Source organism: Marinobacter flavimaris (assembly GCF_045057155.1).
Lineage (GTDB): Bacteria > Pseudomonadota > Gammaproteobacteria > Pseudomonadales > Oleiphilaceae > Marinobacter > Marinobacter manganoxydans.
In genome coordinates this window covers 2,703,222-2,729,211 of the sequence record NZ_CP171359.1, presented here as the reverse complement: position 1 = coordinate 2,729,211, position 25,990 = coordinate 2,703,222, and the positions used below count along the sequence as shown (strand labels likewise).

Here is a 25,990-nt window from a genome sequence, read left to right as displayed (position 1 = left end):
TGCTCACTTGAAGCGCACAACAAGTTCGTGCAGATCTGCTGCGATCTGCCCAAGCGCCTTGACGCTATCGGTTGATTCCTGACCTTTCAAAAGGTTTTGCTGGGCGAGGCCGGAGATGTTCTCTACCTGGGCGTTGATCTGGTCTGATACCTGCGCTTGTTCCTCCACTGCAGCAGCCATCTGCAATGCCATGTCAGCAATTTCGCTGACCGCGTCGCCAATATTGGCAAGAGTCTTTTCTGTATCGAGCATCTTTTTAAGGCCAACGTCGGCAGCCTCTGCGCCTGCAGTTGCAACGGATACAGACCTTTCCGAACGAGTGAGAAGGCTGTCGACGATGCTGTGGATTTCCTGAGTCGACTCCTGCGTCCTTCGGGCAAGGTTTCTGACCTCGTCGGCCACTACGGCGAAGCCACGGCCATGTTCGCCGGCACGGGCCGCTTCAATAGCCGCGTTCAGAGCAAGCAAGTTGGTTTGATCGGCAATCTGTTCAATGAGGCCGGCTGCAGAAGCAATCTTATGACTCTGGTCAGCCAGCTCGGATACCGACATTCGTATGCCATCAACCGTCTCCTTGAGTTGCTCAATGGCGGTGCGTGTGGCTTCAACAACAGCGCGTCCTTTCACCGCCTGGTTGCGGGATTCTTCAGCACGGTTCGCTGTCGTTTGCACATTCGAGGAAACCTCCGCAATGGTTGTCGACATTTCATGAACCGCGGCAGCAACCTGCTCAGTCTCCGCTTGTTGTCGGTTCAGCGATTCCTGTGTCTCCTGCGCGATCTCCATGCCGGCCATTGAGCGTGAACTGACCTGTGCAGCCGAGTCTTCAATTCGTGTTAGCACGGTATCAAGGTGAGCCTTTTGGGCCAGAACCGCTACTTTAATCCGGCCCTTATCCGGACGATCATCCGTGTAGCTCTTGGCGGCCAACGTATCGGTGAAACTGGCGCCAAGCAGTTCCCGAAGCTCTGTCTGTAAACGGTTCTCTGACATCTGCTTCCAGAGAGCACTCCCGAACACGGCCACAATCAAAAATCCCAGGGCGCCGGTCGAATAACCGATTGCAGCTGCACCAATAGCAATTGCAGCAGTAATCGCAGCAGCGACATAGGTGATGGGCAGACGATCCACAATCGTGACCAGCTTTTGGCCTCGGCGGATTCGAGCGTACAGTTCAGCGGCACGGTCAACATCTTTTCTCTCGGGACATGAGCGAACGGACTCATAACCAATCACCTCGCCACCCTCTGTAATAGGGGTTACGTAAGCGCTTACCCAGTAAAAATCCCCGTTCTTGCAACGATTCTTTACAAGCCCCATCCAGGGGCGCCCGGCTTTGAGGTGAGACCACATGTTTTCGTATGCTTCAGGCGGCATATCTGGGTGCCGCACGATATTGTGTGGCTGACCAATCAGCTCCTCTCGACTGAACCCGCTAACCTCTACAAATGCGCTATTGCAGTGTTTGATCTTCCCTTTTAGATCGGTGGAGGAAATAAGCTTTTGGTTTTTTGGAAAGTGTTTTTCGTTTTGGGTAATTGGGAGATTTTTGCGCATACAAGGAAAATCCTCGAGATGGGCGGAGTGGTGTGGTTGGGAGTAGCCTGTTTTCCGCGCATCCGCGCATCCGCGCATCCGCGCATCCGCGCATAGATAGACCTTTATCAGGACTAAATCTATGTGCAATTGGTAACTAAGTTTAAAAAGATGTAAAAATAATAAGTTTTAAAAGAATTTTATTGGTATATAAAAGCCATCGATAACAGTAAATTAGGTAATAAAATAGTTTGACGGCAGAAAACCAGCAAAATAAATAAAAAAAATGGTTGGATGGATCTTGGTGATGTCATAAGTCAAGGCAATTGACTGACTCTGACATTAGGGTTTTGTCTGCACTAAAGAAGCGGAGAAGCCAATGGAACTCGTGTGCCCGGCCGGCAGCCTCCCGGCCCTGAAAACCGCCGTTGATAACGGCGCCAACGCCGTGTATTTCGGCTTTAAAGATAGTACCAACGCTCGTCAGTTTGCCGGCCTGAACTTCAACGACAAGCGTGCTGCCGAAGGCATTGAATACGCCCATCTCCGGGGCGCGAGAGTTTTCTGTGCCATCAATACCTACCCGCAGCCGGATGGCTGGGAGCAATGGAAGGGGGCGGTGGACCGCGCCGCAAGTCTCGGCGTGGACGCCATTATCCTGGCCGACATGGGCCTGCTGGATTATGCCGCCAACCGATATCCGCAAATCCCCCGGCATCTATCGGTTCAAGGATCTGCCACCAGCCACGAAGCGCTCTCCTTCTACAAGGATAACTTCGATATCCGCCGGGCCGTGCTGCCCCGGGTTCTGTCGCTGGACCAGGTTCGTGGTGTGGCAAAACACAGCCCGGTGGAACTGGAAGTGTTTGCCTTCGGTAGTCTGTGCATCATGGCCGAGGGCCGCTGCTACCTGTCTTCCTATCTGACCGATGAGTCCCCCAATACCCGTGGCGCCTGCTCTCCCGCCAAGGCGGTCCGCTGGCAGGAGACTCCGAACGGGCTTGAATCCCGCCTCAACAATGTCCTGATTGACCGTTATGGCCAGGGCGAATCCGCCGGCTACCCGACTCTGTGCAAAGGCCGCTTTGAGGTTGAGGGTCATGTTTATCACGCCATTGAGGAGCCGGTGAGCCTGAACACCCTGGACCTGTTGCCAGAACTTCAGGCACTGGGTATCAGTGCCGTGAAGATTGAAGGTCGTCAGCGTAGCCCGGCCTACATCGCAGACGTAGCCAGAACCTGGCGCCATGCCCTGGACAATCTTGAGGCCGGCACCGACGGCTTTACTGTTGAGCCTCAGTGGCAGCAGACGCTGGCGGGGCTTTCCGAGGGCGGCCTGACCACACTGGGCGCCTACCATCGCAAATGGAAATAAGGTTTCACCATCCATGCTGAAGTTATCCTTGGGGCCGATCCTGTGGTTCTGGTCCAGGCAGACCGTTTTCGATTTCTATGTCAATGCCGCCGAGTGGCCGGTGGATACCATCTATCTGGGCGAAGTGGTGTGTTCCCGCCGGCGGGAACTGAAACCGGATGACTGGCTGGATCTGGCCCGTGATCTGAAAGCCTGTGGCAAGAATGTGGTGCTCTCCACGCTCACGCTGATTGAGTCGGAGGCCGATTTGCGTCGCCTGCGCCGGTTCTGTGAGCAGAATGAATTCCTGGTAGAGGCCAACGATCAGAGCGCCCTGCAGGTGGCCATCCGGAACAGGATTCCGTTTGTCACCGGCCCGTCCATGAACATCTACAATACCGCTACCCTGAAAATCCTGGCAAAGCAGGGCTTGCAGGGCTGGAATCTGCCAGTGGAGCTGGGCAAGGAAACCCTCGAGCAACTCATCAAGGAGCTGAAAGGCGAGGAACTGGATTTGCCCGCTGAGGTGTTTTCCTGGGGCTTCCTGCCCCTGGCCTGGTCCTCCCGTTGCTTTACCGCCCGCCATTACAACCTGCCCAAAGACAACTGCGAGTTCCGCTGCCTGCAGCACCCGGACGGCATGGAGTTGCGCTCCCGGGAAAGCCAGGAGCTGTTCCGCATCAACGGCATTTCCACCTTGTCTGGCTCCCGTTACGACCTGATGCGGGAGTTGCCGGATATGGAGCGTATGGGGGTAAGCACCGTGCGCCTGAGCCCGGAACATCAGGGCATGGAGGAGGTGGTCAGACGCTTTGATCAGGTCCGCCGGGGAGAAGTACCAGCCTCCGACCCGCTGCAACTGGTGGAGGCACCGCCGTGCAACGGGTACTGGTATGGCAAGCCGGGGATGGACCTGATCCCGACTTGATATAGATAAACCGCCCCTGCGACTTTTGCTGGTTTTTGTTAGCGTCGTTTGCTGAGATTGCTCTATATCCCGAGTTTTATTCTCTGGAAAATCCGGGAGGAATGCGCTTATGGATATCCGACTGAAACGCGCTTATGCAGAACCCTCAACCTCAGATGGCCCACGGCTGCTTGTTGACCGTATCTGGCCTCGGGGAGTGGCCAAAGAAGATGCGGATATAGCTCACTGGCTGAAGGGTCTGGCGCCGTCAACTGAACTGCGCAAGTGGTTCGGTCACGATCCCGAAAAATGGCCGGAGTTTCGGGAGCGGTACCTTGAAGAGCTGACATCAGGTGATGCCAGCGAGGATCTTGAGGCACTTAAGAAGCTGCTTGAGCAACATGACCGCATAACGCTCGTGTTTGCTGCGAAGGATACCGAGCACAACAATGCTGTGGCGCTCCGGGATTATATTTTGAATGACCAACTCTGAATCATTGGAGAATGGCGGCCCGTTGGGCCGTCCAGATTGCTGAAAACGCTCGCACCTTCTTGGTCTGTCGGCGAACCTTATTCCTGGCTGAGCGCTTCCTGAGCCCACTGCCAAGCGGCAACCGTCGCCGGAAAGCCTATCGAATTCATGCCCAGCACCAGCGCGTGCTCGATTTCCTCACGTGTGAGGCCCAGTTCCAGACTACGACGAATGTGGGACTTCAACGCGGATTCGCGACCCGCACCAACGCAAACGCCGAGCTTTACCAAAGCGCGCATTTTTTCATCCAGAGGGCCAGCATCGGCGAGGGCTTTACCAAGCTGTTTATGCGCTTGTTGCAGCTCTGGAAACCGTTCGCTGAAGGCAACGAAAGTTTTGGGGAGTTCGCTGTCGTGTTTATTCATTTGATTGCCTCGTTTGCGGGTTCCGCCAAGCCTCCGTGGTCGGTTTCACCGGTGAAGAGATTCTGATATTAAACGAAAACCTTACCTGACATTGCAGGATTATAGAATCGGTAAATGCATTCAGATAATGCAGCCTCTGCCGTATCCAGGCGTCAATAGCGTCAGTTTGCACATGCTAATCGACCAACTATTCGTGTTGGCGGCTTATTTGCAATTTTTCAGAGAAATTACCAGTGTTCAGCGAGATTAGGCTGCGGCTTCTACTCGGTCCCGCCCATTGGCTTTGGCCTTGAACAACGCCATATCCGCTCGCATTAAAGCTTGGCACGGCAGCTCATTGGGGGAAACTTCAGCAACCCCCAGACTAATCGTCTGATGGCCGACCAGGGGAAACGACATTTCCTTAATCCTTTTTCGCAAAGCATCTGCCAAAAGCAGAGCGCCCCAGAGGCTCACGCCAGCAGCATTGGCCCAGACAATGTTGAGATGTTGTATATCAAAAACCCAGAGTGGGGTTTGTAATCGGTCAGCCACCAAAGTGGGTGGTTGTAACGTCCTGTGGGAGTTTTGGGATAGGCTGTTCATCGGTTCAACGAGATTGAGTTCCAGAGTTTGCTGTTTAATTTTCGCCCACTATCAGCGTCGTTGCGATACCCATAACAGGTCCACCTAATCATGGGTAAGTGCAGACTTAACTGACTAGTCGCGCTGAACGATTCGGCAGGTTGTTGTCTGCGTCTTGCGCTATTCTGTGACTACCGGCTTTTCGATAGAGGTGATATCAGTTGGCGAAATCACAGTTTGACGGATCAACGACTTTCGAGATTTTTCCCTGGAACAGGAATTTTGAGACCGGGTTTGGGGATATTGATGATCAGCATAAAGCCCTGGTGGAGATTCTGAATCGACTAGCGTGGCATTTTGCCTCAGATGCTTCGGAAATGACGGCAGATCGGGTAATGGACGAACTGCTGTCTTATGCATCCTATCACTTCCAGTTTGAAGAGCAGATCTGGGATCGCGCCCTGGGCGATTCGGAAATGGCCAAGAATCACCACGACAACCACCAAATGTTTTTTGCGCGAATTCAGATGCTCAAGCAAGGGCCTGGATCCCACGAAGAAAAACTGACCGAGCTATTTGACTATCTTACCAAGTGGCTGGCTTTTCATATTCTTGAATCAGACCGACGTATGGCGCTTACCATTCGGGCGATGGATCAGGGGCTAACGGTCGGAGAGGCGAGCGAGAAGGTGGATTCCGAGTTGAGCGGTTCCATTTCTGTGCTGGTCAGCGCGCTGCTCGAAATCTATGGCAAATTGTCTGCAAGCACCATTCAGTTGATGCGGGAAAAAATGGCGCGACTGCGAACCGAAGATGAACTGCACCGTCTTCAGCAAGAGCAAATAAAGGAGGCCTTGGATAATCAGGCCAGCGAATATCAAATACAACTGGAAGCGCTCGCATTTGAGGATCCGTTGACAGGCTTGTTAAACAGAAATGGAATCGTTCAAGCACTCAGGAAGCAGTTACAAGGAATAGGTCAGAGTGGGTCGGGCTGGTCGGGTGCTGTGGTTGCTATTGATCTTGATGATTTTGTGATGATCAATGCCACGCTCGGCGAAGACACCGCCGATTATTTCCTCAAGCTTCTCACGCGACGTTGGCTTGATTCAATCCCGTCGGGAGCCCGCCTCGCCCGAACAGGGGGCGATGAGTTTATACTGCTACTACCAGATACGAGCGAAATAGAATCCACGCTCGAAGCTCTGCGCCTATCGGGCCTGCAGGCCTTTCATTTGAATGATCAGCAAGTGATCGTCGAATTCACGGCCGGTATCGTGTTTGTCGTGGAGCAGACGGTTTCGGATGCTGATAGTTTGCTTCGCAAAGCGAACCAGACACTGTTCCTTGCCAAGCACGAAGCGAAAGGCGACTGGCTATATCTGGATGCTGAAGAACAGGGCCGTTACCGTGCCAGAGAGATAATTCTGTCAGGAATCCGTGAGGCCCTTACCAGAAACAATTTCCGGCTCCTGTATCAGCCCAAAGTTAACCTGCGAACGGGCGAGATCGTCGGGGCTGAGGCGCTGATACGCTGGCAACACCCGGACAAAGGGTTGATGTCTCCGGGCAAGTTTCTGCCGGCAATTGAACACCACAATCTGAGCATCTCAGTTGGGGAGTGGGTTCTGCGGGAATCGCTGCGGCAAATGCAACGTTGGGATCAGCAGAACCTCGAACTGAAGGTGAGCGTTAACATTGCTGCCTTGCATCTGCAGTCCGAGGCGTTTCCTGAGACCCTGACAAATATTCTCAAGGAATTTCCGGACATCAATCCCTCTCGACTGGATCTTGAGATTCTTGAATCCGCAACGCTGGGTGATCTGGGGCAGGCCGTGGCTACCATCTCAGCGTGCCAGGCTCTGGGTGTGGTTTTCTCACTCGATGATTTTGGAACCGGCTACTCTTCATTGTCGTATCTTAAACAGCTGCCAGTAGAAACTCTGAAACTCGACAGGGAATTCGTTTCTGGCGCCGAAAATGATCTGGAAAACCACTCGATACTCCGGAGTGTTATCGAGTTGTCCCGGGTATTTCGCAAACAATTTATTGCGGAAGGTGTGGAGACGGTTCGTCAGGGTGAAATCTTGCTGGAGCTTGGTTGTGAGGTCGCACAGGGCTATGCCATCTCGCCGCCAATGGAGCCCGAAAAGCTGCCAGCATGGGTTGCCAGTTGGCGGCCCTTTCCCGAATGGCTAAAACATCGCTAACGCAAGAGAGCTATTGCCGCAATAGATTTCGCAGACTGAGACACCACTCCAGGCTATCCAGCAGGTTTTTTACGCCCAGGCCCAGCTCCGTGTCGCCTTCAATAACCAGCCTCCTCTGGAAAAACAGCTGGTCGGGGTCCTGTCGACGTTCCGCCAGGGTTCTGAAGGCGGTCAGCGAGCCCCGGATGGTTGCCTCCCCGGGGCCGTCGATCACCCGGAGTCGGCCGGCCCAGAAGCCAATGGTGATGCCGGGTTGTCCGCCGTTCACCTCTAGGCGAATCCGGCGGCCTTCGAAGTCATCGAATTCTCCGTCATCAATGGCCTGGGCAAAAATGCCATTCAGCGGCGCTTCTGCAGCCAGCTGCTTGAGGGGCACCGGGATTCTGCGATCAATAGCGCCTAGCATGGGCGCGGGGGAGGGCAGGTACTCCCGAAGGACGGAAACCGTTTGCCCAATCAGGGGAGAGTTCAGGGAGGCAATGGAAGGTAGTGAAAAAGCCATGCTTTACTCCGGGCGGTCAGTAACCGGCACAGAGTAAAGCAAAGTGCTCTGGAACGATTTGATATAACTCAGCCCTTGTGGAGGCCTTCTTCCACTGCCCAAACGGCCACTTCCACCCTTGAGCGCAGGTTCAGTTTCTTCAGCAGGTGTTTCACATGGACTTTCACGGTGCCGTCGCTGATGTCGAGCTTGCGACCAATCATCTTGTTTGAAAGGCCCTCTGCAATCAGCCGCAAGATATCCTTCTCCCGCGGTGTCAGGCTGTCGAAATCCGGGCGTGATGCCTGTTGGGGCTTGTTGGAGCGCAGGGCCTCGGCCAGCAGGGTAGTCAATCGGTCACTGATCACCATTTTGCCGACCGCCGCCTGATGAAGCTGGTTGATCATGTCTTCCGGTTCCATGTCCTTCAGCAGGTAGCCGTCCGCACCGGCCCGGAGTGCCGCCACCACGTCATCCTCCTGGTCCGACACGGTGAACATCACAATGCGGGAGCTGATGTTCTGTTCCCGAAGTCTTCTGAGCGCTTCGATGCCGTCCATTTCGGGCATGTTCAGGTCCATCAGGATCAGGTCGGGCTCCAGTTCGGTGGCCAGCCGGATGCCGTCGGCAGCGTTACTGGCCTCCCCGGCCACGCTCATATCGTCTTCCATATCGATCAACTGTTTGATGCCCTGGCGAAGAAGCGGGTGATCGTCGATCAACAGAATACTTGCGGGTGACTCAGACATCGGGTTCTCTCTTTTGGTCAGGCATTTGATGCTTCTGTGGGAATCAGGTTTCGGCTTTTGGGAACAAATCCCAGGGTGACTTCCACACCCCCTTCATCCCGGTTGCTTACTTCGACCTTGCCGCCCAGGGTCCGGGCGCGGTCCTGCATGATGATCAGGCCATAATGATTGACGGGCTGGTCGCTACCGGGCAGGCCCTTGCCATTATCCCGGATCCGCACCCGTACTTGTGGCGATTCGAACAGAACATCCACGGTTATGTCCGTGGCATCTGCGTGTTTGACCGCGTTGGCCAGGCCTTCCCTCACAATCTGCAGGGTATGGATCTCTTCATTTGGCGACAGGGTCTGGGGCGGCAGATTGTACTGCAGCCCAACCGGCTTACCCAGCCGCTCGGAAAATTCTTCAATGGTCTTCTGCAGGGCAGTAGCAAGATCCGGCGTGTCCAGCTTCAGCCTGAACGTCGCCAGCAGCTCCCGCAACTGGCGATAGGCACTGTTCAGGCCGGTACTGAGTTCGTCGAGAATCGCCTCGTGAGTTTTTTGTTGCTCGCCGTCGATGTTAAGGCGGCGCAACCGGGCAACCTGCATTTTCAGGTATGAAAGTGACTGTGCCAGGGAATCATGAAGTTCCCGGGCGATCACTGTGCGTTCTTCAGCAAGCGTCTGCTGCTGCTCCTCGGTAATCTGCCGTTCCAGGAAAATGGCCGTGGCCAGCTGGTCGCTGAGGGTTTCCAACAGCCGCCGGGAGGTTTTCGAAAGACCTTCCTCAGCCGGGTACCAGACCTCCAGTGTACCCAGCAGCTGTCCGGGGGTACGGATCGGTAGCAGGAGCCGCCGACCGTCGTTGGATTCCACGGGAAGCTCGTCATAGGCCTCTGGCGTCACCAGGCAGGCATTGCAGTGGTGATCACGGCAGTAGAAGGGCCGTTCCCGGCTGGCGGTCGTGATTGCTTGAATTGGCTCTGAGGATTCCTTGTCATGGAGATAGAGGCGGATCGGGCCAATGCCCAGTAGCTGCTCAAGCTCCTGAAGCATGGGGATCGCCCCATTGCACAGGTCGTGTTTGGCAAACAGGTCCCGGCTTGCGGAATGCAGGAGTTGAAGGGCCGCGTGGCTCCTTTCAAGCTCTTCCGTTTTCAGGCGGGCCCTTTCTTCCAGCTCGTAATAGGTCAGTGCCAGCTCGCTGGTCATCTGGTCAAAGGCCTGGCCAAGTTGTGCCAGCTCGTCGGAGCCGCTCAGGTTGGCCTTACGGGAAAAGTCCTGGTCGCCCACGGCGATGGCGATGCTGACCAGCTTGCGCAGTGGCCGCAAAATACGGTTTTTCAGATCGATGAACAGCGCCACGATGATAAGAATGGAAAAAGCCAGGCTGATGATCTGAATCAGGTGCAGCAGGTCAATACGGGCTTCGGTTCGCTGTTCCAGCATATTGACCAGCTGGTCTACGTTATCAACGTATTGCTGCGTTGAAGCGAGCATGGCCGCGGAAATGGGGGTGCTCTGGTCGTGTTCCTGCAGGGCAGGCCGAAGCACGGTTTCCCAGGATTGAAGAATGGCCTCGTACTGGGCGGCCAGAGGATGGTCACGGTTCTCGGGGATGGCGTCGGTAATGCTGGCGTCAGCCAACTTGGTCTCGTAGCGCTCCAGCATCTGCCCGATTGAGCGCTCCCCGGATTCTGAAACGACAGGCCCCGCGCTCCGGGCAAGCAACTGAAAGGCCCCCATGCGCAGGGCGCCCGCCAGATTGATCGCGGTGGCATTGCCTTCGATGCTTTTGGAAACCGCAAGCGTGGTCGCCATGCTGACAAGGGCTGTCACCACCACGGCGCCAACAACGAGGGCGATTCGGTTTACAAGCGGGCTTCTGGATTTCATTCAGTCTCTTGCGCATCAATGCGTGTGGCGGGGGTGGGTGAATTATGCCCCGCACCAAGATTCGGTGATACCTCCTTGAGGATAGTCAATTACCCCAATAGTTGGTAACCCATCATAATCTTTGACCCTTTTATGATCAAAAGAAGAAACTGAAAAACAGGTTTCCAGAAGAGCGACAGTAATGAAGTCCGAAACGGATCATGCAGATGACCGGCTGGCGTCATTGGCAGTGGTGCTGCCGTTGGCGGTGGCGGGCTTTGTTGTTGCTGCCGGGTGCTGGACTCTGTTTGCGGTGGCCGGAGTCCATCTGCGTTCGGAGCTGGCTCTCAGCGACTTGCAGTTTGGATTCCTGCTGGCGATGCCGATGGCGGTGGGCGCGGCGCTGGCCGTTCCAGCGGGCCTGGCGGCGCAGAAATTCGGCGCCCGCCGGATCATGCTGATTTGCCTGGCCGGACTCGCAGCCTGCATGGTGATACTTCTGACCACCGATACCTTCCCCGGGTACCTGATTGCCGCCGGCGGCCTCGGGCTGGCGGGTGGATTCTACAGTGCCGGGTTGCAGTTCGTGACAGGACACTGTGAATCTAGACGCCTGGGCCTTGTGCTCGGGGTGTTTGGCGCCGGTGTGACCGGCGCGGGATTCAACTACTACCTGGTGCCACTGTTCCATGAGGCCTTTTCCTGGCACGGGGTGCCGCTGGCCTATCTGATCGTGCTGTTGCTGGTGCTTGCGCTGCTGGTCATGCTTACCGATCCGGAAGACGCCGAGGCGGACCCGACCGCCGAAACCTCAGTCCGGGTGCTGCTCCACCGCATGCAGACGAGGCGGGCCGGTCAGCTTTGTGGCTATTTTGGCGTTGTCGCCGGCAGCTTCTTTGCGTTGGCTTTGTGGCTGCCGGATTATTTGTCGTCACAGTTCGATCTGTCAGTGGATTCCGGCGCGCGCCTGGCTCAATGGTTTGTGATTCCCGGGGCCCTGGCCCAGATTGTGGGAGGCGGATTTGCCGATCGGTTCGGCAGTGCAAGGGTTGTCAGCCGAGCACTGATGGTCTGTCTGATGGCGCTGTTTGTTTTGTCCTACCCACCCATGACCCTGTTTATCCAGGGCGTTGACGCCACTATCCGGGTTGAATTTGCCCTGCCCATGCAACTGGAGGGTGTGTTTGTCGTCACGCTCGGGCTGGCCATGGGCTGCACCATGGGTAGCCTCCAGCGGCTGGTTATTGTTGAAAATCGTTCGGTGGCGGCCTTTGTTGCCGGCTTGCTGCTGGTGAGTGCCTGTTCCGTAGCCTTTGTTCTGCCGGTGATTTTCAGCAGCGTTAACCACTGGCTGGGTATCCGCAGTGCGGTCTTCATGATTCTCTTCCTGCTGCTTGTGGGCTGTCTTTTCCTGTTTGCCCGGGAAAGTCGCCGACACGAGCGTGAACACCTACTCCACCCGGGGATATAAGCCACCTACCCCCAGGGTGGTAGAAACGGGTTATGAGGTAGTAACCACGCAGATTTCGCGGTTTTTCTCACACACAATGGTCTCAAATCGGAGAAACGATCCGGCAGACGGAGAGAGACCATGAGTCATTTGATCGATAAACTGAGTTACTTCAGGAAGAAGCGCGAGCCGTTCGCGAACGGACACGGCGAAACCCACGAAGTCAGCCGCGAGTGGGAAGACAGCTACCGCCAGCGCTGGCAGCACGACAAAGTTGTGCGCTCCACCCACGGCGTAAACTGCACCGGCTCCTGCAGCTGGAAAATTTACGTCAAGAACGGCCTGGTTACCTGGGAAACCCAGCAAACCGACTATCCCCGTACCCGTCCGGATCTGCCTAACCACGAGCCCCGTGGCTGCCCCCGTGGTGCCAGCTACTCCTGGTACATGTACAGCGCCAACCGGCTGAAATACCCGCTGATGCGCAAGCATCTGATGAAGCTTTGGCGTGCCGCGCGCATGCAGTTCAATGATCCGGTGGAGGCCTGGGCTTCTATCGTGGAAGACCCCAAGAAAACCGCTGAGTACAAGCCCCGCCGTGGCATGGGCGGGTTCGTGCGCTCAAGCTGGGATGAAGTCAACGAGCTGATTGGCGCCTCCAACGTTTACACCGCCAAAAAGCATGGCCCAGACCGCATCATCGGCTTCTCGCCGATTCCTGCCATGTCCATGGTCTCCTACGCAGCCGGCAGCCGTTACCTGTCCATGATCGGTGGCGTCTGCATGAGCTTCTACGACTGGTACTGCGACCTGCCGCCGGCCTCCCCGCAAACCTGGGGTGAGCAGACCGACGTGCCTGAATCCGCAGACTGGTACAACTCCGGCTATATCATTGCCTGGGGCTCCAACGTACCCCAGACCCGTACCCCGGACGCCCACTTCTTTACCGAAGTTCGCTACAAGGGCACCAAGACCGTCGCCATTACTCCGGATTACGCCGAAGTCTCCAAGCTGTCCGACGAGTGGATGAACCCCAAGCAGGGCACCGATGCCGCTCTGGGCATGGCCATGGGCCACGTGATCCTGAAAGAGTTCCACGTCGACAACCCCAGTGAGTACTTCACCGACTACGTGCGTCGCTACACCGACATGCCTTACCTGGTCATGCTGGAAGAGAAGGATGACGGCAGCTTCGTGCCGGGCCGCTTCCTGCGCGCCAGTGACCTGGTGGACGGGCTGGGTGAAGAAAACAACCCCGAGTGGAAAACCATCGCGATCGATGAGGCCTCCGGTGAGCTGACGGCGCCCAATGGTTCCATTGGCTACCGCTGGGGCGAAAAGGGCAAGTGGAACCTGAAGCAAACCGCCAAGGGCTCCGACGTCAACCTGCAGCTGTCCATGGTCGAGAAGCACGATGACGTTGTGGACGTTGCCTTCCCGTACTTCGGTGGTATCGAGCACGACCACTTCAAGCACGTGGAAATCAAGGACATCCTCAAGCACAAGCTGGGTACCCGCAAGGTGCAGCTGGCGGACGGCTCCGAAGGGCGCGTGGTCACCGTTTACGACCTGATGGTGGCCAACTACGGCATCAGCCGTGGCCTGGGCGAGGACGACGGTGCCACTTCCTATGACGAAGTGAAGCCCTACACCCCTGCGTGGCAGGAAAAGATCACCGGCGTCCCCGCCGAGAAAGTGATCCGTATTGCCCGTGAGTTTGCCGACAACGCCGACAAGACCAAGGGCCGGTCCATGGTCATCGTCGGTGCCGGTATGAACCACTGGTACCACATGGACATGAACTACCGCGGCCTGATCAACATGCTGATCATGTGTGGCTGTATCGGCCAGAGCGGTGGCGGTTGGGCTCACTATGTAGGCCAGGAAAAGCTGCGTCCGCAGACCGGCTGGCAGCCCCTGGCCTTTGGTCTGGACTGGCAGCGTCCGCCCCGGCATATGAACTCCACCTCCTTCTTCTACGCCCACTCCGGTCAGTGGCGTTACGAGAAGCTGGGTGTCGATGAGATCCTGTCGCCGTTGGCGGACAAGTCCAAATTCGGCGGCAGCCTGATTGACTACAACGTGCGCGCCGAGCGCATGGGCTGGCTGCCGTCTGCCCCGCAGCTCAACCGCAACCCGCTGGGTATTGCTGCCGAGGCGGAAAAAGCCGGAATGGAAGTGTCGGACTATGTGGCGCAGTCCATGAAGGACGGTTCCCTGGCGTTTGCCAGTGAGGATCCGGAAGCGCCCCAGAACCATCCGCGCAATATGTTTATCTGGCGATCCAACCTGCTGGGGTCCTCCGGTAAGGGCCACGAGTACATGCTCAAGTACCTGCTGGGTACCAAGAGTGGCCTGCAGGGCAAGGATCTGGGCCACGAAGGTGGCGCCAAGCCGAAAGAGGTCAAATGGCATGACGAGGCGCCGGAAGGCAAGCTCGACTTGCTGGTGACCCTGGATTTCCGTATGTCCACCACCTGTCTGTATTCAGACATCGTTCTGCCAACGGCCACCTGGTACGAGAAGAACGATCTGAATACCTCCGACATGCACCCGTTCATCCACCCGCTGACCGCCGCTACCGATCCGGCCTGGGAAGCGCGCAGTGACTGGGAGATCTACAAGGGCATTGCCAAGGCGTTCTCCAAGGCCACCGAAGGCCACCTGGGTGTCGAGAAAGACGTGGTTACCCTGCCGCTGCTGCACGACGCTCCGGCCGAGCTGGGCCAGCCGTTTGATGTGAAGGATTGGAAGCGCGGCGAGTGCGACCTGATCCCGGGCAAGACCGCGCCCAACTTCATCACCGTTGAGCGGGACTACCCGAACACCTACGCGCGCTTCACTTCGCTTGGTCCTTTGATGGACAAGCTGGGTAACGGTGGCAAGGGCATCAACTGGAACACCGAGAAGGAAGTGAACTTCCTCAAGGATCTGAACTACACCCACATCGAGGGGGCGAACGCAGGCCGTCCGAAGATCGAGAGTGCCATTGATGCAGCCGAGGTCATCCTGACACTGGCCCCGGAAACCAACGGCCAGGTTGCGGTGAAAGCCTGGGCTGCGTTGTCAGAAATGACCGGCCTGGACCACACCCATCTGGCGAAGAACAAGGAAGAGGAAAAGATCCGCTTCCGGGATATCGTGGCGCAGCCGCGCAAGATCATCTCCAGCCCGACCTGGTCTGGTCTGGAAGACGAGCATGTCTCCTACAACGCCGGTTACACCAACGTCCATGAGCTGATCCCCTGGCGCACCCTGACTGGTCGTCAGCAGTTCTACCAGGACCACGAGTGGATGCGCGCCTTCGGCGAGAGCCTGCTGGTGTATCGCCCGCCGATCAACACCAAGACGGTCAGCAGCATGATCAACCAGCGCAGCAACGGCAACGCCGAGAAAGCGCTGAACTGGATCACGCCGCACCAGAAGTGGGGTATCCACAGCACCTACAGCGACAACCTGTTGATGCTGACCCTGTCCCGCGGTGGCCCGATTGTGTGGCTGAGTGAGGACGACGCAAAAGAACTGGCCATTGAGGACAACGACTGGATCGAGCTGTTCAACGCCAATGGCGCCATTGCAGCCCGGGCGGTTGTGAGTCAGCGGGTGATGCCCGGCATGGTGATGATGTACCACGCCCAGGAGCGGATCGTGAACATTCCGGGCTCGGAAATTACCGGTACCCGTGGCGGTATCCACAACTCGGTCACCCGGGTGTGCCCGAAGCCGACCCACATGATCGGCGGCTACGCCCAGTATTCCTACGGCTTCAACTACTACGGAACCGTAGGTTCCAACCGCGACGAATTCGTGGTGGTTCGCAAGATGCACAACGTCGACTGGCTCGACGGTGAAGGCAATGACACTGTTCAGGAGGCTGTAAAATGAAGATCCGTTCCCAAGTCGGCATGGTGCTGAACCTGGACAAGTGCATCGGTTGCCACACCTGTTCAGTCACCTGCAAAAACGTATGGACCAGCCGTGAAGGCATGGAATACGCCTGGTTCAACAACGTCGAGACCAAGCCCGGTATCGGCTACCCGAAAGAGTGGGAGAACCAGGACAAGTGGAAGGGCGGCTGGATGCGTGACAGCTCCGGCAAGATCCGCCCGAAGATCGGTGGCCGTTTCCGGGTACTGGCGAACATCTTCGCCAACCCGGACCTGCCCCAGATCGACGACTACTACGAGCCGTTCGATTTCGACTACCAGCACCTGCACACCGCTGGCGACAGCAAGCACCAGCCGGTTGCCCGGCCGCGCTCGCTGATCTCCGGCCAGCGCATGCAGAAAATCGAATGGGGTCCCAACTGGGAAGAAATCCTGGGTACCGAGTTCGCCAAGCGCCGCAAGGACAAGAACTTTGACCAGGTACAGGCGGATATCTACGGCCAGTTCGAAAACACCTTCATGATGTACCTGCCGCGCCTGTGCGAGCACTGCCTGAACCCGGCGTGTGTTGCCAGCTGCCCGAGTGGTGCCATCTACAAGCGTGAGGAAGACGGCATCGTCCTGATCGACCAGGACAAGTGCCGTGGCTGGCGGATGTGTGTCTCCGGCTGCCCGTACAAGAAGATCTACTTCAACTGGAAAACCGGCAAGTCCGAGAAGTGCATTTTCTGCTATCCGCGGATCGAAGCCGGCATGCCCACCGTGTGCTCCGAGACCTGTGTTGGCCGGATTCGCTATCTCGGTGTGCTGCTTTACGACGCAGACCGCATCGAGGAAGTGGCCAGCGCCCCGGGCGAGCATGAACTCTATGAAAAGCAGCTGGAAATCTTCCTGGATCCGTTCGACCCGAAAGTGATCGAGCAGGCGAAGAAAGACGGCATCCCGATGAACGTGATCGAAGCCGCCCAGCAGAGCCCGGTGTACAAGATGGCGGTGGACTGGAAACTGGCCCTGCCGCTGCACCCGGAATACCGCACCCTGCCCATGGTCTGGTACGTGCCGCCCCTGAGCCCGATCCAGTCCGCGGCGGAAGCCGGCAAGGTCGAATTCGACGGCATACTGCCGAAGATCGAAAGCTTGCGGATCCCGGTGAAGTATCTGGCCAACCTGCTTACAGCTGGTGACGAGAAGCCGATTGTCCGGGCTCTCAAGCGGATCATGGCCATGCGTCTGTACAAGCGTGCCGAGACCGTTGAAGGCAAGGAAGACCTGCGCGCCCTTGAAGAAGCCGGTCTGACCAAGGCCCAGGCGGACGAGATGTACCGCTACCTGGCCATCGCCAACTACGAGGACCGCTTCGTGATTCCCACCAGCCACCGCGAGCTGGCGAAAGAAGCCTTCCCCGATGCCACCGCCCATGGCGAGCGCAACGGTTGCGGCTTCAGCTTCGGTGAAGGCTGCAACGGCGACAGCAAGTTCAACATGTTCGGTGGCCGCAAACAGACCACCAGCATGGTCCAGAAGCTGTCGACCGTGAAGCAGGTTGACCCGAAACAGCTGCAGGAATAAGGAGGCCAAGATGCAACTCTTAAAAGTACTGGCCCGGGTGCTCGAGTACCCGACCGAAGAACTCCAGGCCTCCAAAGATGCCCTGATTGCCGCTGTCCTTGAGGACAGCCGGCTGCCGAGGCAGAACAAGGAGCAACTGCTGCGCTGCGTGGAAATGGTCTGCGATGGCGACCTTCTGGACATGCAGGAGAACTACGTGGGTATGTTCGACAAGGGCCGGGCCACGTCCCTGCTGCTGTTCGAGCACGTGCACGGGGAATCCCGCGACCGTGGCCAGGCCATGGTGGACCTGATGGAAGAATATCGCAGCAACGGTCTGGAAATCGACGCCAGGGAACTGCCGGACTACCTGCCACTGTTCCTGGAATACCTCTCAACCCGACCCTGGGACGAGATCCGGAACTGGTTGGAGGACATCCACCACATCCTGGGCTTGCTGGGTGAGCGTCTGTACCAGCGGGAAAGCTTCTATCACGTGGTGATGGACTCGCTGCTGACCCTCTCCGGGCGTGCGGCAAACCGCCAGGAGCTGGCCCGGATCGTCGCCTCGGAAGAGCGCGACGACACCCCGGAGGCTCTGGACAAGGTCTGGGAAGAGGAAATGGTGAAGTTTGTTGATGATCAGGGCAGCTCCTGCAGTACCGGCAGTGTTGTAGGCCAACGCCGCCGGGAACTGGAACAGACCCAGACCATTCACCTGAGTGATCAGCTGATGACGGACGCAACACCCCGTCAGGCAGGGCGCGCCTGAGGGCGCAGGAGGAAACGGAAATGATGTCCTATCTCAATACACTACTGTTCGGGGTTTATCCCTACATTGCTATCGCGATCCTCGTGATCGGCACCTGGGCCCGTTACGACCAGGGCCAGTTCACCTGGAAAGCCCATTCCAGCCAGATGTTGCGCAAGAAAAACATGGTGATGGCCAGCGTGCTGTTCCACGTCGGCGTACTGGTGATCTTCTTCGGCCATCTGGTGGGCCTGCTGACACCGCACGCGTTCTACGAGCCGTTCATGACACCCGGCACCAAGCAGATCATGGCGATCGTGGTGGGTGGTATTGCCGGCATCATGGCTATCATTGGCGGCGGCATGCTCGCCTGGCGTCGTCTGACTGATCCACGTATCAAGGCCAGCAGCACCTTTGCGGACAACATGATCATCGTCATCCTTGTCATTCAGCTGGCACTCGGCCTGCTGACCATTCTGCCCACCATGGGTCACCTGGATGGCAGCACCATGCTCAAGTTCTCTGCCTGGGCCCAGGGCATTGTCACCCTCCAGGGCGGCGTGGCCGGCTACATTGCCGACGTGCACTGGATCTACAAGACCCACATCTTCCTGGGCCTGACCATCTTCGTACTCTTCCCGTTTACCCGACTGGTGCACATGCTCAGTGTGCCGGTGGAGTATTTCGGACGGAAGTACCAGGTGGTTCGCAAGCGCGCTTGATGCAAATGAAAACGGGGTCAGATGAAAGCGTTCGTCTGACCCCATGTTTACTGAGGTTATTGCTATGCAACTCATCCCCGTCGGCGACGCCGAAAAGCCCAGAAACCAGTTCCCGCCGGTCACCGTGGGTGAAACCCTCATCGGCGAAGACGACATCGCCCGGGAAATGCAGCACCACCCGGCCGAAGAAGTGGCCGAAGCCTGGCACGACGCTGCCAGAAGCCTCGTCATCCGCGAGCTCCTCCTGCAACAGGCCAGCCGCCTCAAGCTCGACGACATCGCCGACGAGGAAGACCGCATTGCCCGGGTACTGGAACTCGAACTCAACGTCCCGGACCCCACCGAACAGGACTGCGAACGCTTCTATAACGCCAACCCGGCCCGCTTCCGCAGCCCAACGCTGATGGCCGTCAGCCACATCCTCCTCGCTGCTGCCCCGGACGACGTCCAGGAACGCATCCGCCAGGAAGAAGCCGGCCAACAGCTGCTGTCGTCCCTCATCGACGGCCGCTCCCAGTTCGCCGAACTGGCCAAACAATACTCTGCCTGCGAATCCCGCCACCAGGGCGGCAGCCTCGGCCAGATCAGCAAGGGCCAGACAGTGGACGAATTCGAGCGCCCCGTCCTGTCCCTGGAAGAGGGCCTGAACCCGGAACTGATCGAAACCCGCTACGGCTGGCACATCGTCCGCGTCGACCAACGCATCGACGGCCAGCAGCTCCCGTATGAGCACGTCAAACCCCAGATCCGACAGTACCTGAGCGAGAGTGTAACCCGCCGGGCGTTTCGTCAGTACCTGCAGGTTCTGGCAGCGGAAACTGGCGTAGAAGGAGTAGATCTCGAGCTGCCCGACTCGCCACTAATGCAGTAAAAGGCGCGCGACCAAAGCCTGGAGACTGGCAGGAACCCCCTTTCCAAAACTGTCTGCAGCCATGGATGGCTGCAGTCAAGCGCCACATGGATGTGCCGCAAGGAGCGTGTTTTGGAAAGGGGGTTCCTGCCAGTCTGTACTCGATGTTCAGTGCGCCAGGCGCCAGACCTAGCGGTAGCCTTTTCGACTCAAATTAGTTAGCAAAAAAACACTTTGAGTTAGATCAATTACTCCCGAATAACCCCCCGACTACCCCCATGGGGGGAGCGATTTTCCCCCAGTATCCTTCTACTATTTAAATCATGATTTCGCATGCATGAATATGCAGAGAGGATACACCAATGGCACTGACCCAAACGGCCGAAACCCGCTACACCAAACCCGTGCTCGTCGCCGTCAACAAACCCTTTGACGACGAAGACGGCCTCCAGGCCCTGCGCAGCCATCCACTGTTCTCGGAACTCAATGGCAAAGACCTGCAGCACCTGATCCAGCAATCCCGAAGAATCCGCCTTGGCCATCACCAGCTGCTCTATCGCCAGGACATGCCGGCGCACCATTTCTTCTTCGTGATCTCCGGCCGCTTGCGTCTTTACCGCCTGGACTCCTCCGGCATCGACCGAACCCTCGACAGCATCGCCCCTGGCGACTGCTTCGCCGAAGTCATGATCTATGCCGATCCGCCCCGGTATGCCTGCTACGCCGAGGCCCTGAAATCCAGCGAGGTTCTGATGATCCCCGTGAAAGCCTACCAGGACATGCTGGAAAGCAACCCGAAATACGCCCAGGCAGCCCTGCGGCATTACGCCAAACGCGCGGTTTCCCGGTTCCACGACCTGGAAATCATGACCGTACAGAACGCCCGTGACCGCCTGATCCGCTACCTGATCGACCTGCTGCCCAATGGCGCAGATGAGGGTGGAGAAGTCGAGTTGCCGCTACCCAAGTGCCTGGTGGCCTCCAGGCTGGCCATGCAGCCGGAGACTTTCTCCCGGATTCTGGCGGACCTGAAAGCCAACGGCCTGGTGCGGGTCAACCGCAGCCGACTGTTCATCTCGGATCCGCAGCGTCTGATTGAGATCAGCCAGTAACGGATCACATTCAAACCTCCAGGCTTTTTGGAAAGGGGGACAAGTGACATCGAGAAAGCAACGTCCACTGATTTACTCATGTTCCGGCTGCTCTGATGTGGCGCAGCTGGCCAACAATGTGGCGGTAAGGCTCGATCATGCCGGTGAGTTCGAAATGTCCTGCATCTCCGGCGTCGGCGGCAAGGTGCCGTCCCTGGTGAAAACAGCCAGGTCCGGTCGCCCGATCACCGTTATTGATGGCTGCCCATTGCACTGTGCCCGGGCCTGCCTCGAGAACATCGGTGTTGAGCCCGATGAGCATGTCCGGCTCTACGAATTCGGCTTCAAGAAACATTATGGACAGAGCTACGGCGAAGATGCCGTGGAAGAAGTGTGCGACGAAGTCCGCAGGCTAACCTCGTCCGACCAGCTCATTGCCCGCCAGGCGTAAATCGCAGCGGCCCGGTACCAGTAAGGATTCACCAAAATGATCAGCAGTTACAGTGACCTGATTCAGGCCTCCTATAGCCAGCAGGAACCCCAGCGTCTGCTATTCGTGTTCTGTCGGGCGGAGTTGCCGGATGAGGCCTCCCCGGAGGAAAAAGCCGCTTTTGAACGCGGCGAAGGCGGCGCCCTGACGCCGGTGGTCTGCGTCGATAAAACCCCTGATGAAGCACCGGATTTCGATGTCCTGCATGAAGAATCCCGTGCCACCGGCCAAGCCTGGGATGTGGTGTTCGTTGCCGCCATGTCCGGCCGGGGAGGCACGCCTCCATCCAGTGATGAAGCGCAGCAGCCACTGACCATGATGGTGGAGTCTATCCGCCTCGGCCATATCAGTAATTACCTCCCGCTCGATTCAAACGGAAACGCTGTCAGCCTGGGCTGACAGCGGGTATCTGATCGATTCGTCAGCCAGGTGTATTCAATAAGAGGTATTTGATTTTCCTCTAATTTGCCTAGGCTTAAGCAATAAGGCGCTTTTTTTCAGGGAGTCTTCAGTGTCCGTTTTTTCCCGCTTCGTTTTTCTCTTTTTCGCATTGATCATGGCCATGGCCCTGAATGCAGCGCCTTTGGCCAAGTATGAGCCCGTTGCCGGTCGTCAGGTTATCAAGCAGGCGTTTCCGGATGTCACCCGGGTCATTCCCCGCAAAGGCAATCGAGCGATCCAGGAGCTCTATGCCCGCAAGGAACTGGTGGGCTATGCCTATCAGTCCCTGGATTTTGTCCAGACGCCCGCCTACTCAGGAAAGCCGGTCAATGCCATGGTGGTGCTGGATATCGAAGGCACCATCAAGGCTGCCAAGGTCATCCACCATGACGAACCCATTCTTCTGGTGGGTATACCTGAAAGTAAGATGCACGCCTTTACCAATCAGTACACGGGCCTCAAAGCCGACCAGCGGGTAACCGTGGGCGGAACCTCTTCGGAACGAAAGGTGGCCGTTGACGGATTGTCCGGGGCCACTGTGACCGTGATGGTGATCAATGAAGTGATCATGCGCACTGCCCACCGGGTGGGAGTGGAACTGGGCATGGTTGAAGGCGAGGATGGAACCCGTCCGCCTCTGGCGACCGTCGACAAACAGGCCTTTGAACAGAAAACCTGGCAGGAACTGACCGGTGACGGCTCGGTGCGCCGGTTAATGCTTACCAAGGGCCAGGTGGATGATTCCTTCAAGGGGACGGAAGCCGAAGGCGTTGATACCGCGGGCCCGGAGGAACGCAAAGAGCCGCTGATTGATCTGTATGCCGCTTACCTGGATGCGCCCACCATCGGCCGGAATCTGCTGGGCGAGAGCCAGTACCAGTGGCTGACATCCGAGCTGGAGGAGGGCGAGCATGCCATTGCCGTGATGGCCAACGGTGAATACTCCTTCAAGGGGTCAGGTTATGTTCGCGGCGGCATCTTCGATCGCATCCAGATCCGTCAGTTCGGCGACACCTTCAATTTCCGTGACCTGGATTTCTACCGGCTAAGCGACGTCTATGCCGAGGGCATGCCGGAATTCACGGAGATGGCGATCTTCATCATTCGCCAGCAATACAACTTCGATCCCGGTACACCGTGGACACTCGAGCTCACGGTGAAGCGCCAGACCGGGCCGCTGGACAGCGAATTCCAGGTATTCCCGCTGGAGTACCAGCTGCCGGAGCAGTATTACACCCGTCCGGAGACAGTTGTCTCCGAGGAAGAATGGCTGGAGAGCCAGCCCATGTGGGTGCAGGTGTGGTACCAGCGGGAGTTCCAGATTGTGGTGCTCGGTATTGGTATCGGCGTGCTGATGTTTATCCTGTTCTTCCAGGACTGGCTGGTGAAAAAACCCAGAATCATGCGTTGGATCCGCCACGCATTTCTGACCTACACCCTGTTCTTCATCGGCTGGTTTGCCATGGGGCAGCTGTCCATCGTCAACGTGCTCACGTTTGTGAACAGCCTGATCAGTGGCTTCAGCTGGGAAACCTTCCTGATCGACCCGGTGATTTTCATTCTCTGGGCCGTGGTGGCAGGCATCATCCTGCTCTGGGGCCGGGCGGTTTACTGTGGGTGGTTGTGCCCGTTCGGCGCGCTGCAGGAACTGCTGAACGAAATTGCCCGCAAGCTGAAAGTACCCCAATACACCGTGCCTTTTGCCGTGCACGAGCGGCTATGGGCCATCAAGTACATCATTCTGCTGGTGTTGTTCGGAGTGTCGCTGGATTCCATGGCGACCGCCGAACGGCTTGCAGAGGTGGAGCCGTTCAAGACCGCCATCACCCTGAAGTTTGATCGCAGCTGGCCTTTCGTGACTTACGCCGTGTTGCTACTGGTGGTCAACCTGTTCACCCGCAAAGTGTTTTGCCGCTACATGTGTCCGCTGGGCGCGGCTTTGGCACTGCCAAGCAAACTGCGAGTGTTCGACTGGCTCAAACGCCGCAAGGAATGTGGCAATCCTTGCCGGCTGTGCGATCACGAGTGTGAAGTTCAGGCGATCCACCCGGACGGCCACATCAACTACATGGAATGCCATTACTGCCTGGACTGCCAGATGACCTATTTCGATGACCACAAGTGCCCACCGCTGATCGTCAAGCGACGCGGCAAGCGCCGTGGCCATAACGCACCAGGCCACCCGGAGGAAATACCCGTGGTTCAGGTGTCTTGAGTAGTCCCATAAAAAGAAAGCACGAGAAGCAAAACCGCCATTACCAATAACGGAGTTGGATGTTATGAAAAAAAGAGATGATCTGACCAAGGATACCCAGGCGCTTCCCGAGAGCGGGCAGAGTCGCCGCCGGTTCATGGGTGCCGCGGCACTCGCCGGTGTTGCCGGGGCAACCGGCCTTGGTGCTGCAGTGATGTCACGGGAATCGTTCGCGGCTGCCGCCGAAGAAGCCCGCAATAAATACGTTGTGCACCCCGGCGAACTGGACGAGTACTACGGTTTCTGGAGTGGTGGTCACTCCGGTGAAGTACGGGTCCTGGGCATCCCATCCATGCGGGAACTCATGCGTATCCCCGTGTTCAACGTGGATTCTGCGACAGGCTGGGGGATTAGCAACGAGAGCAAAGACGTATTGGGCCATGACAATACCCACCTGAACGGTGACTCCCACCACCCGCATATTTCCATGACGGATGGCCGTTACGATGGCAAGTATCTGTTCATCAATGACAAGGCCAATACCCGGGTTGCCCGTATCCGTCTGGACATCATGAAGTGTGACAAGATCACCGCCATTCCCAACGTTCAGGCCATCCATGGTCTGCGGCTGCAGAAGGTGCCGAAGACCAAGTACGTCTTCTGTAACGGGGAATACGTGATCCCGCACCCGAACGACGGCAGCGATACCAGCCTTGAAAACAGCTATACCATGTTCAATGCGGTGGACGCGGAAACCATGGAAGTGGCCTTCCAGGTGATTGTGGATGGCAACCTGGACAACACCGATGCAGACTACACCGGCAAATACGCCTGTGCCACCTGCTACAACTCGGAGAAGGCACTGGATCTGGCCGGCACCATGCGCAACGATCGGGATTGGGCCGTCGTGTTCAACATCGAGCGCATCGAGAAGGCAGTCCGGGACGGTAACTACAAGACCCTGGGCGACTCCAAGGTGCCTGTGGTGGACGGTCGTGCAGGCTCGGACCTGACCCGCTACATCCCGGTTCCCAAGAACCCGCATGGCCTGAATACCTCCCCGGACGGCAAGTACTTTATTGCCAATGGCAAGTTGTCGCCAACGGTCACCATTATTTCGATCGAGAAGCTGGATGACCTGTTCGACGGAGCGATTGAGCCCCGTGATACCGTGGTGGGTGAGCCAGAGCTGGGTCTTGGGCCCCTGCACACCACATACGACGGTCGGGGTAACGCCTACACCACTCTGTTTATCGACAGCCAGGTGTGCAAGTGGAACATTGCCGATGCCATCAGGCACTACAACGGCGAGGACGTGAACTACATCCGCCAGAAGCTGGATGTGCATTATCAGCCGGGCCACAACCACGCGTCTCTGACCGAATCCCGGGATGCCGATGGCAAGTGGCTGGTGGTGCTGTCGAAGTTCTCCAAGGACCGGTTCCTGCCGGTTGGACCTTTGCATGCGGAGAACGACCAGCTGATCGATATCTCCGGCGAGGAGATGAAGCTGGTTCACGATGGCCCGGCCTTCGCCGAGCCCCACGACTGCATTCTGGTCCGTCGTGATCAGATCAAGACCAGGAAGATCTACGATCGTGACGATCCGTTCTTTGCCTCTGCCGTTGAGCAGGCCAAGAAGGATGGCGTTACTCTGGAAGCCGACAACAAGGTTATCCGCGATGGCAACAAGGTTCGTGTTTACATGACCTCAATTGCGCCGCAGTACGGGATGACGGAGTTCAAGGTGAAGCAGGGTGATGAGGTGACCGTGTATGTGACCAACCTGGACACCATTGAGGATGTGACCCACGGTTTCTGTATGGTGAACCATGGTGTGAGCATGGAGGTCAGTCCGCAGCAGACGGCTTCGGTGACCTTCAAGGCGGATCGTCCCGGGGTGCACTGGTACTACTGCAACTGGTTCTGTCATGCGCTGCATATGGAGATGCGCGGTCGCATGATTGTAGAGAAGGCCTGATTTAGGTCGGTCTTGCCGGGGCCTGATGATC

The 25,990-nt window shown here is 57.2% G+C and carries 20 protein-coding genes; 15 read left to right on the top strand and 5 right to left on the bottom strand.

What is annotated here, in order from left to right:
* Positions 1-3: 3 nt before the first annotated feature.
* Positions 4-1,557 (bottom strand): methyl-accepting chemotaxis protein, encoded by a 1,554-nt coding sequence (locus tag ACGK9W_RS12895; RefSeq protein WP_405417077.1) that lies wholly within the window; start codon positions 1,555-1,557, stop codon positions 4-6.
* 358 nt (positions 1,558-1,915) lie between these two features.
* Here ACGK9W_RS12895 and ACGK9W_RS12890 point away from each other — a divergent pair, with 358 nt between their 5' ends.
* The 3 genes from ACGK9W_RS12890 (at position 1,916) to ACGK9W_RS12880 (ending at position 4,290) form a co-directional block, all read left to right on the top strand.
* Entirely contained in the window at positions 1,916-2,911 is a 996-nt protein-coding gene (locus ACGK9W_RS12890) for a peptidase U32 family protein (protein WP_405417075.1), read from the top strand.
* A gap of 13 nt (positions 2,912-2,924) precedes the next feature.
* Positions 2,925-3,818, top strand: coding sequence for a U32 family peptidase (locus ACGK9W_RS12885; protein WP_288366616.1), 894 nt, complete (start codon positions 2,925-2,927; stop codon positions 3,816-3,818).
* A gap of 109 nt (positions 3,819-3,927) precedes the next feature.
* Positions 3,928-4,290, top strand: coding sequence for a DUF488 domain-containing protein (locus ACGK9W_RS12880; RefSeq protein WP_008175419.1), 363 nt, complete (start codon positions 3,928-3,930; stop codon positions 4,288-4,290).
* 77 nt (positions 4,291-4,367) lie between these two features.
* Here ACGK9W_RS12880 and ACGK9W_RS12875 read toward each other — a convergent pair whose 3' ends face one another.
* Positions 4,368-4,694, bottom strand: a complete 327-nt coding sequence (locus tag ACGK9W_RS12875) for a carboxymuconolactone decarboxylase family protein (protein ID WP_081467548.1) — start codon at positions 4,692-4,694, stop codon at positions 4,368-4,370.
* Between the two features lie 785 nt (positions 4,695-5,479).
* On the opposite strand from ACGK9W_RS12875, the gene ACGK9W_RS12870 reads away from it, so the two are divergent.
* Positions 5,480-7,468: a bifunctional diguanylate cyclase/phosphodiesterase gene (locus ACGK9W_RS12870; protein WP_008175413.1), complete on the top strand. Its 1,989-nt coding sequence runs from the start codon at positions 5,480-5,482 to the stop codon at positions 7,466-7,468.
* A gap of 10 nt (positions 7,469-7,478) precedes the next feature.
* Here ACGK9W_RS12870 and ACGK9W_RS12865 read toward each other — a convergent pair whose 3' ends face one another.
* The 3 genes from ACGK9W_RS12865 to ACGK9W_RS12855 all read right to left on the bottom strand — a co-directional run bounded on the left by ACGK9W_RS12865 (position 7,479) and on the right by ACGK9W_RS12855 (position 10,575).
* A complete protein-coding gene (locus ACGK9W_RS12865; RefSeq protein ID WP_288366612.1) occupies positions 7,479-7,970 on the bottom strand; it encodes an SCP2 domain-containing protein in 492 nt (163 codons plus the stop codon).
* A gap of 68 nt (positions 7,971-8,038) precedes the next feature.
* A complete protein-coding gene (narL, locus tag ACGK9W_RS12860) occupies positions 8,039-8,698 on the bottom strand; it encodes a two-component system response regulator NarL (protein ID WP_273083364.1) in 660 nt (219 codons plus the stop codon).
* A gap of 17 nt (positions 8,699-8,715) precedes the next feature.
* Positions 8,716-10,575, bottom strand: a complete 1,860-nt coding sequence (locus tag ACGK9W_RS12855; protein WP_288366610.1) for a histidine kinase — start codon at positions 10,573-10,575, stop codon at positions 8,716-8,718.
* Positions 10,576-10,756: 181 nt separating this feature from the next.
* Between ACGK9W_RS12855 and ACGK9W_RS12850 the strand changes: the two genes are divergently transcribed.
* The 11 genes from ACGK9W_RS12850 (at position 10,757) to nosZ (ending at position 25,959) form a co-directional block, all read left to right on the top strand.
* Positions 10,757-12,025, top strand: a complete 1,269-nt coding sequence (locus ACGK9W_RS12850) for a nitrate/nitrite transporter (RefSeq protein WP_008175406.1) — start codon at positions 10,757-10,759, stop codon at positions 12,023-12,025.
* Positions 12,026-12,145: 120 nt separating this feature from the next.
* Entirely contained in the window at positions 12,146-15,889 is a 3,744-nt protein-coding gene (locus tag ACGK9W_RS12845) for a nitrate reductase subunit alpha (protein WP_008175404.1), read from the top strand.
* Positions 15,886-17,460, top strand: coding sequence for a nitrate reductase subunit beta (gene narH / locus ACGK9W_RS12840; RefSeq protein ID WP_008175403.1), 1,575 nt, complete (start codon positions 15,886-15,888; stop codon positions 17,458-17,460). The genes ACGK9W_RS12845 and narH overlap by 4 nt, the downstream gene beginning before the upstream one ends.
* Before the next feature lie 10 nt (positions 17,461-17,470).
* Positions 17,471-18,211, top strand: coding sequence for a nitrate reductase molybdenum cofactor assembly chaperone (gene narJ / locus ACGK9W_RS12835; RefSeq protein ID WP_008175401.1), 741 nt, complete (start codon positions 17,471-17,473; stop codon positions 18,209-18,211).
* Between the two features lie 23 nt (positions 18,212-18,234).
* On the top strand, positions 18,235-18,912 hold the full coding sequence (gene narI, locus ACGK9W_RS12830; protein ID WP_039882107.1) for a respiratory nitrate reductase subunit gamma: 678 nt from the start codon (positions 18,235-18,237) through the stop codon (positions 18,910-18,912).
* A 64-nt stretch (positions 18,913-18,976) separates the two neighbouring features.
* Entirely contained in the window at positions 18,977-19,783 is an 807-nt protein-coding gene (locus ACGK9W_RS12825) for a peptidylprolyl isomerase (RefSeq protein ID WP_273083356.1), read from the top strand.
* A 341-nt stretch (positions 19,784-20,124) separates the two neighbouring features.
* Positions 20,125-20,874 (top strand): Crp/Fnr family transcriptional regulator, encoded by a 750-nt coding sequence (locus ACGK9W_RS12820; RefSeq protein ID WP_008175395.1) that lies wholly within the window; start codon positions 20,125-20,127, stop codon positions 20,872-20,874.
* 43 nt (positions 20,875-20,917) lie between these two features.
* Positions 20,918-21,304, top strand: coding sequence for a putative zinc-binding protein (locus tag ACGK9W_RS12815; RefSeq protein ID WP_053112952.1), 387 nt, complete (start codon positions 20,918-20,920; stop codon positions 21,302-21,304).
* A gap of 36 nt (positions 21,305-21,340) precedes the next feature.
* A complete protein-coding gene (locus ACGK9W_RS12810; RefSeq protein WP_053112951.1) occupies positions 21,341-21,742 on the top strand; it encodes a hypothetical protein in 402 nt (133 codons plus the stop codon).
* Positions 21,743-21,899: 157 nt separating this feature from the next.
* Positions 21,900-23,999 (top strand): transcriptional regulator NosR, encoded by a 2,100-nt coding sequence (nosR, locus tag ACGK9W_RS12805; protein WP_405421067.1) that lies wholly within the window; start codon positions 21,900-21,902, stop codon positions 23,997-23,999.
* Positions 24,000-24,063: 64 nt separating this feature from the next.
* The gene (gene nosZ / locus ACGK9W_RS12800) at positions 24,064-25,959 is read left to right on the top strand and encodes a TAT-dependent nitrous-oxide reductase (protein ID WP_008175382.1); all 1,896 of its coding nucleotides are present in this window, start codon (positions 24,064-24,066) and stop codon (positions 25,957-25,959) included.
* The last annotated feature ends 31 nt before the right edge of the window (positions 25,960-25,990 follow it).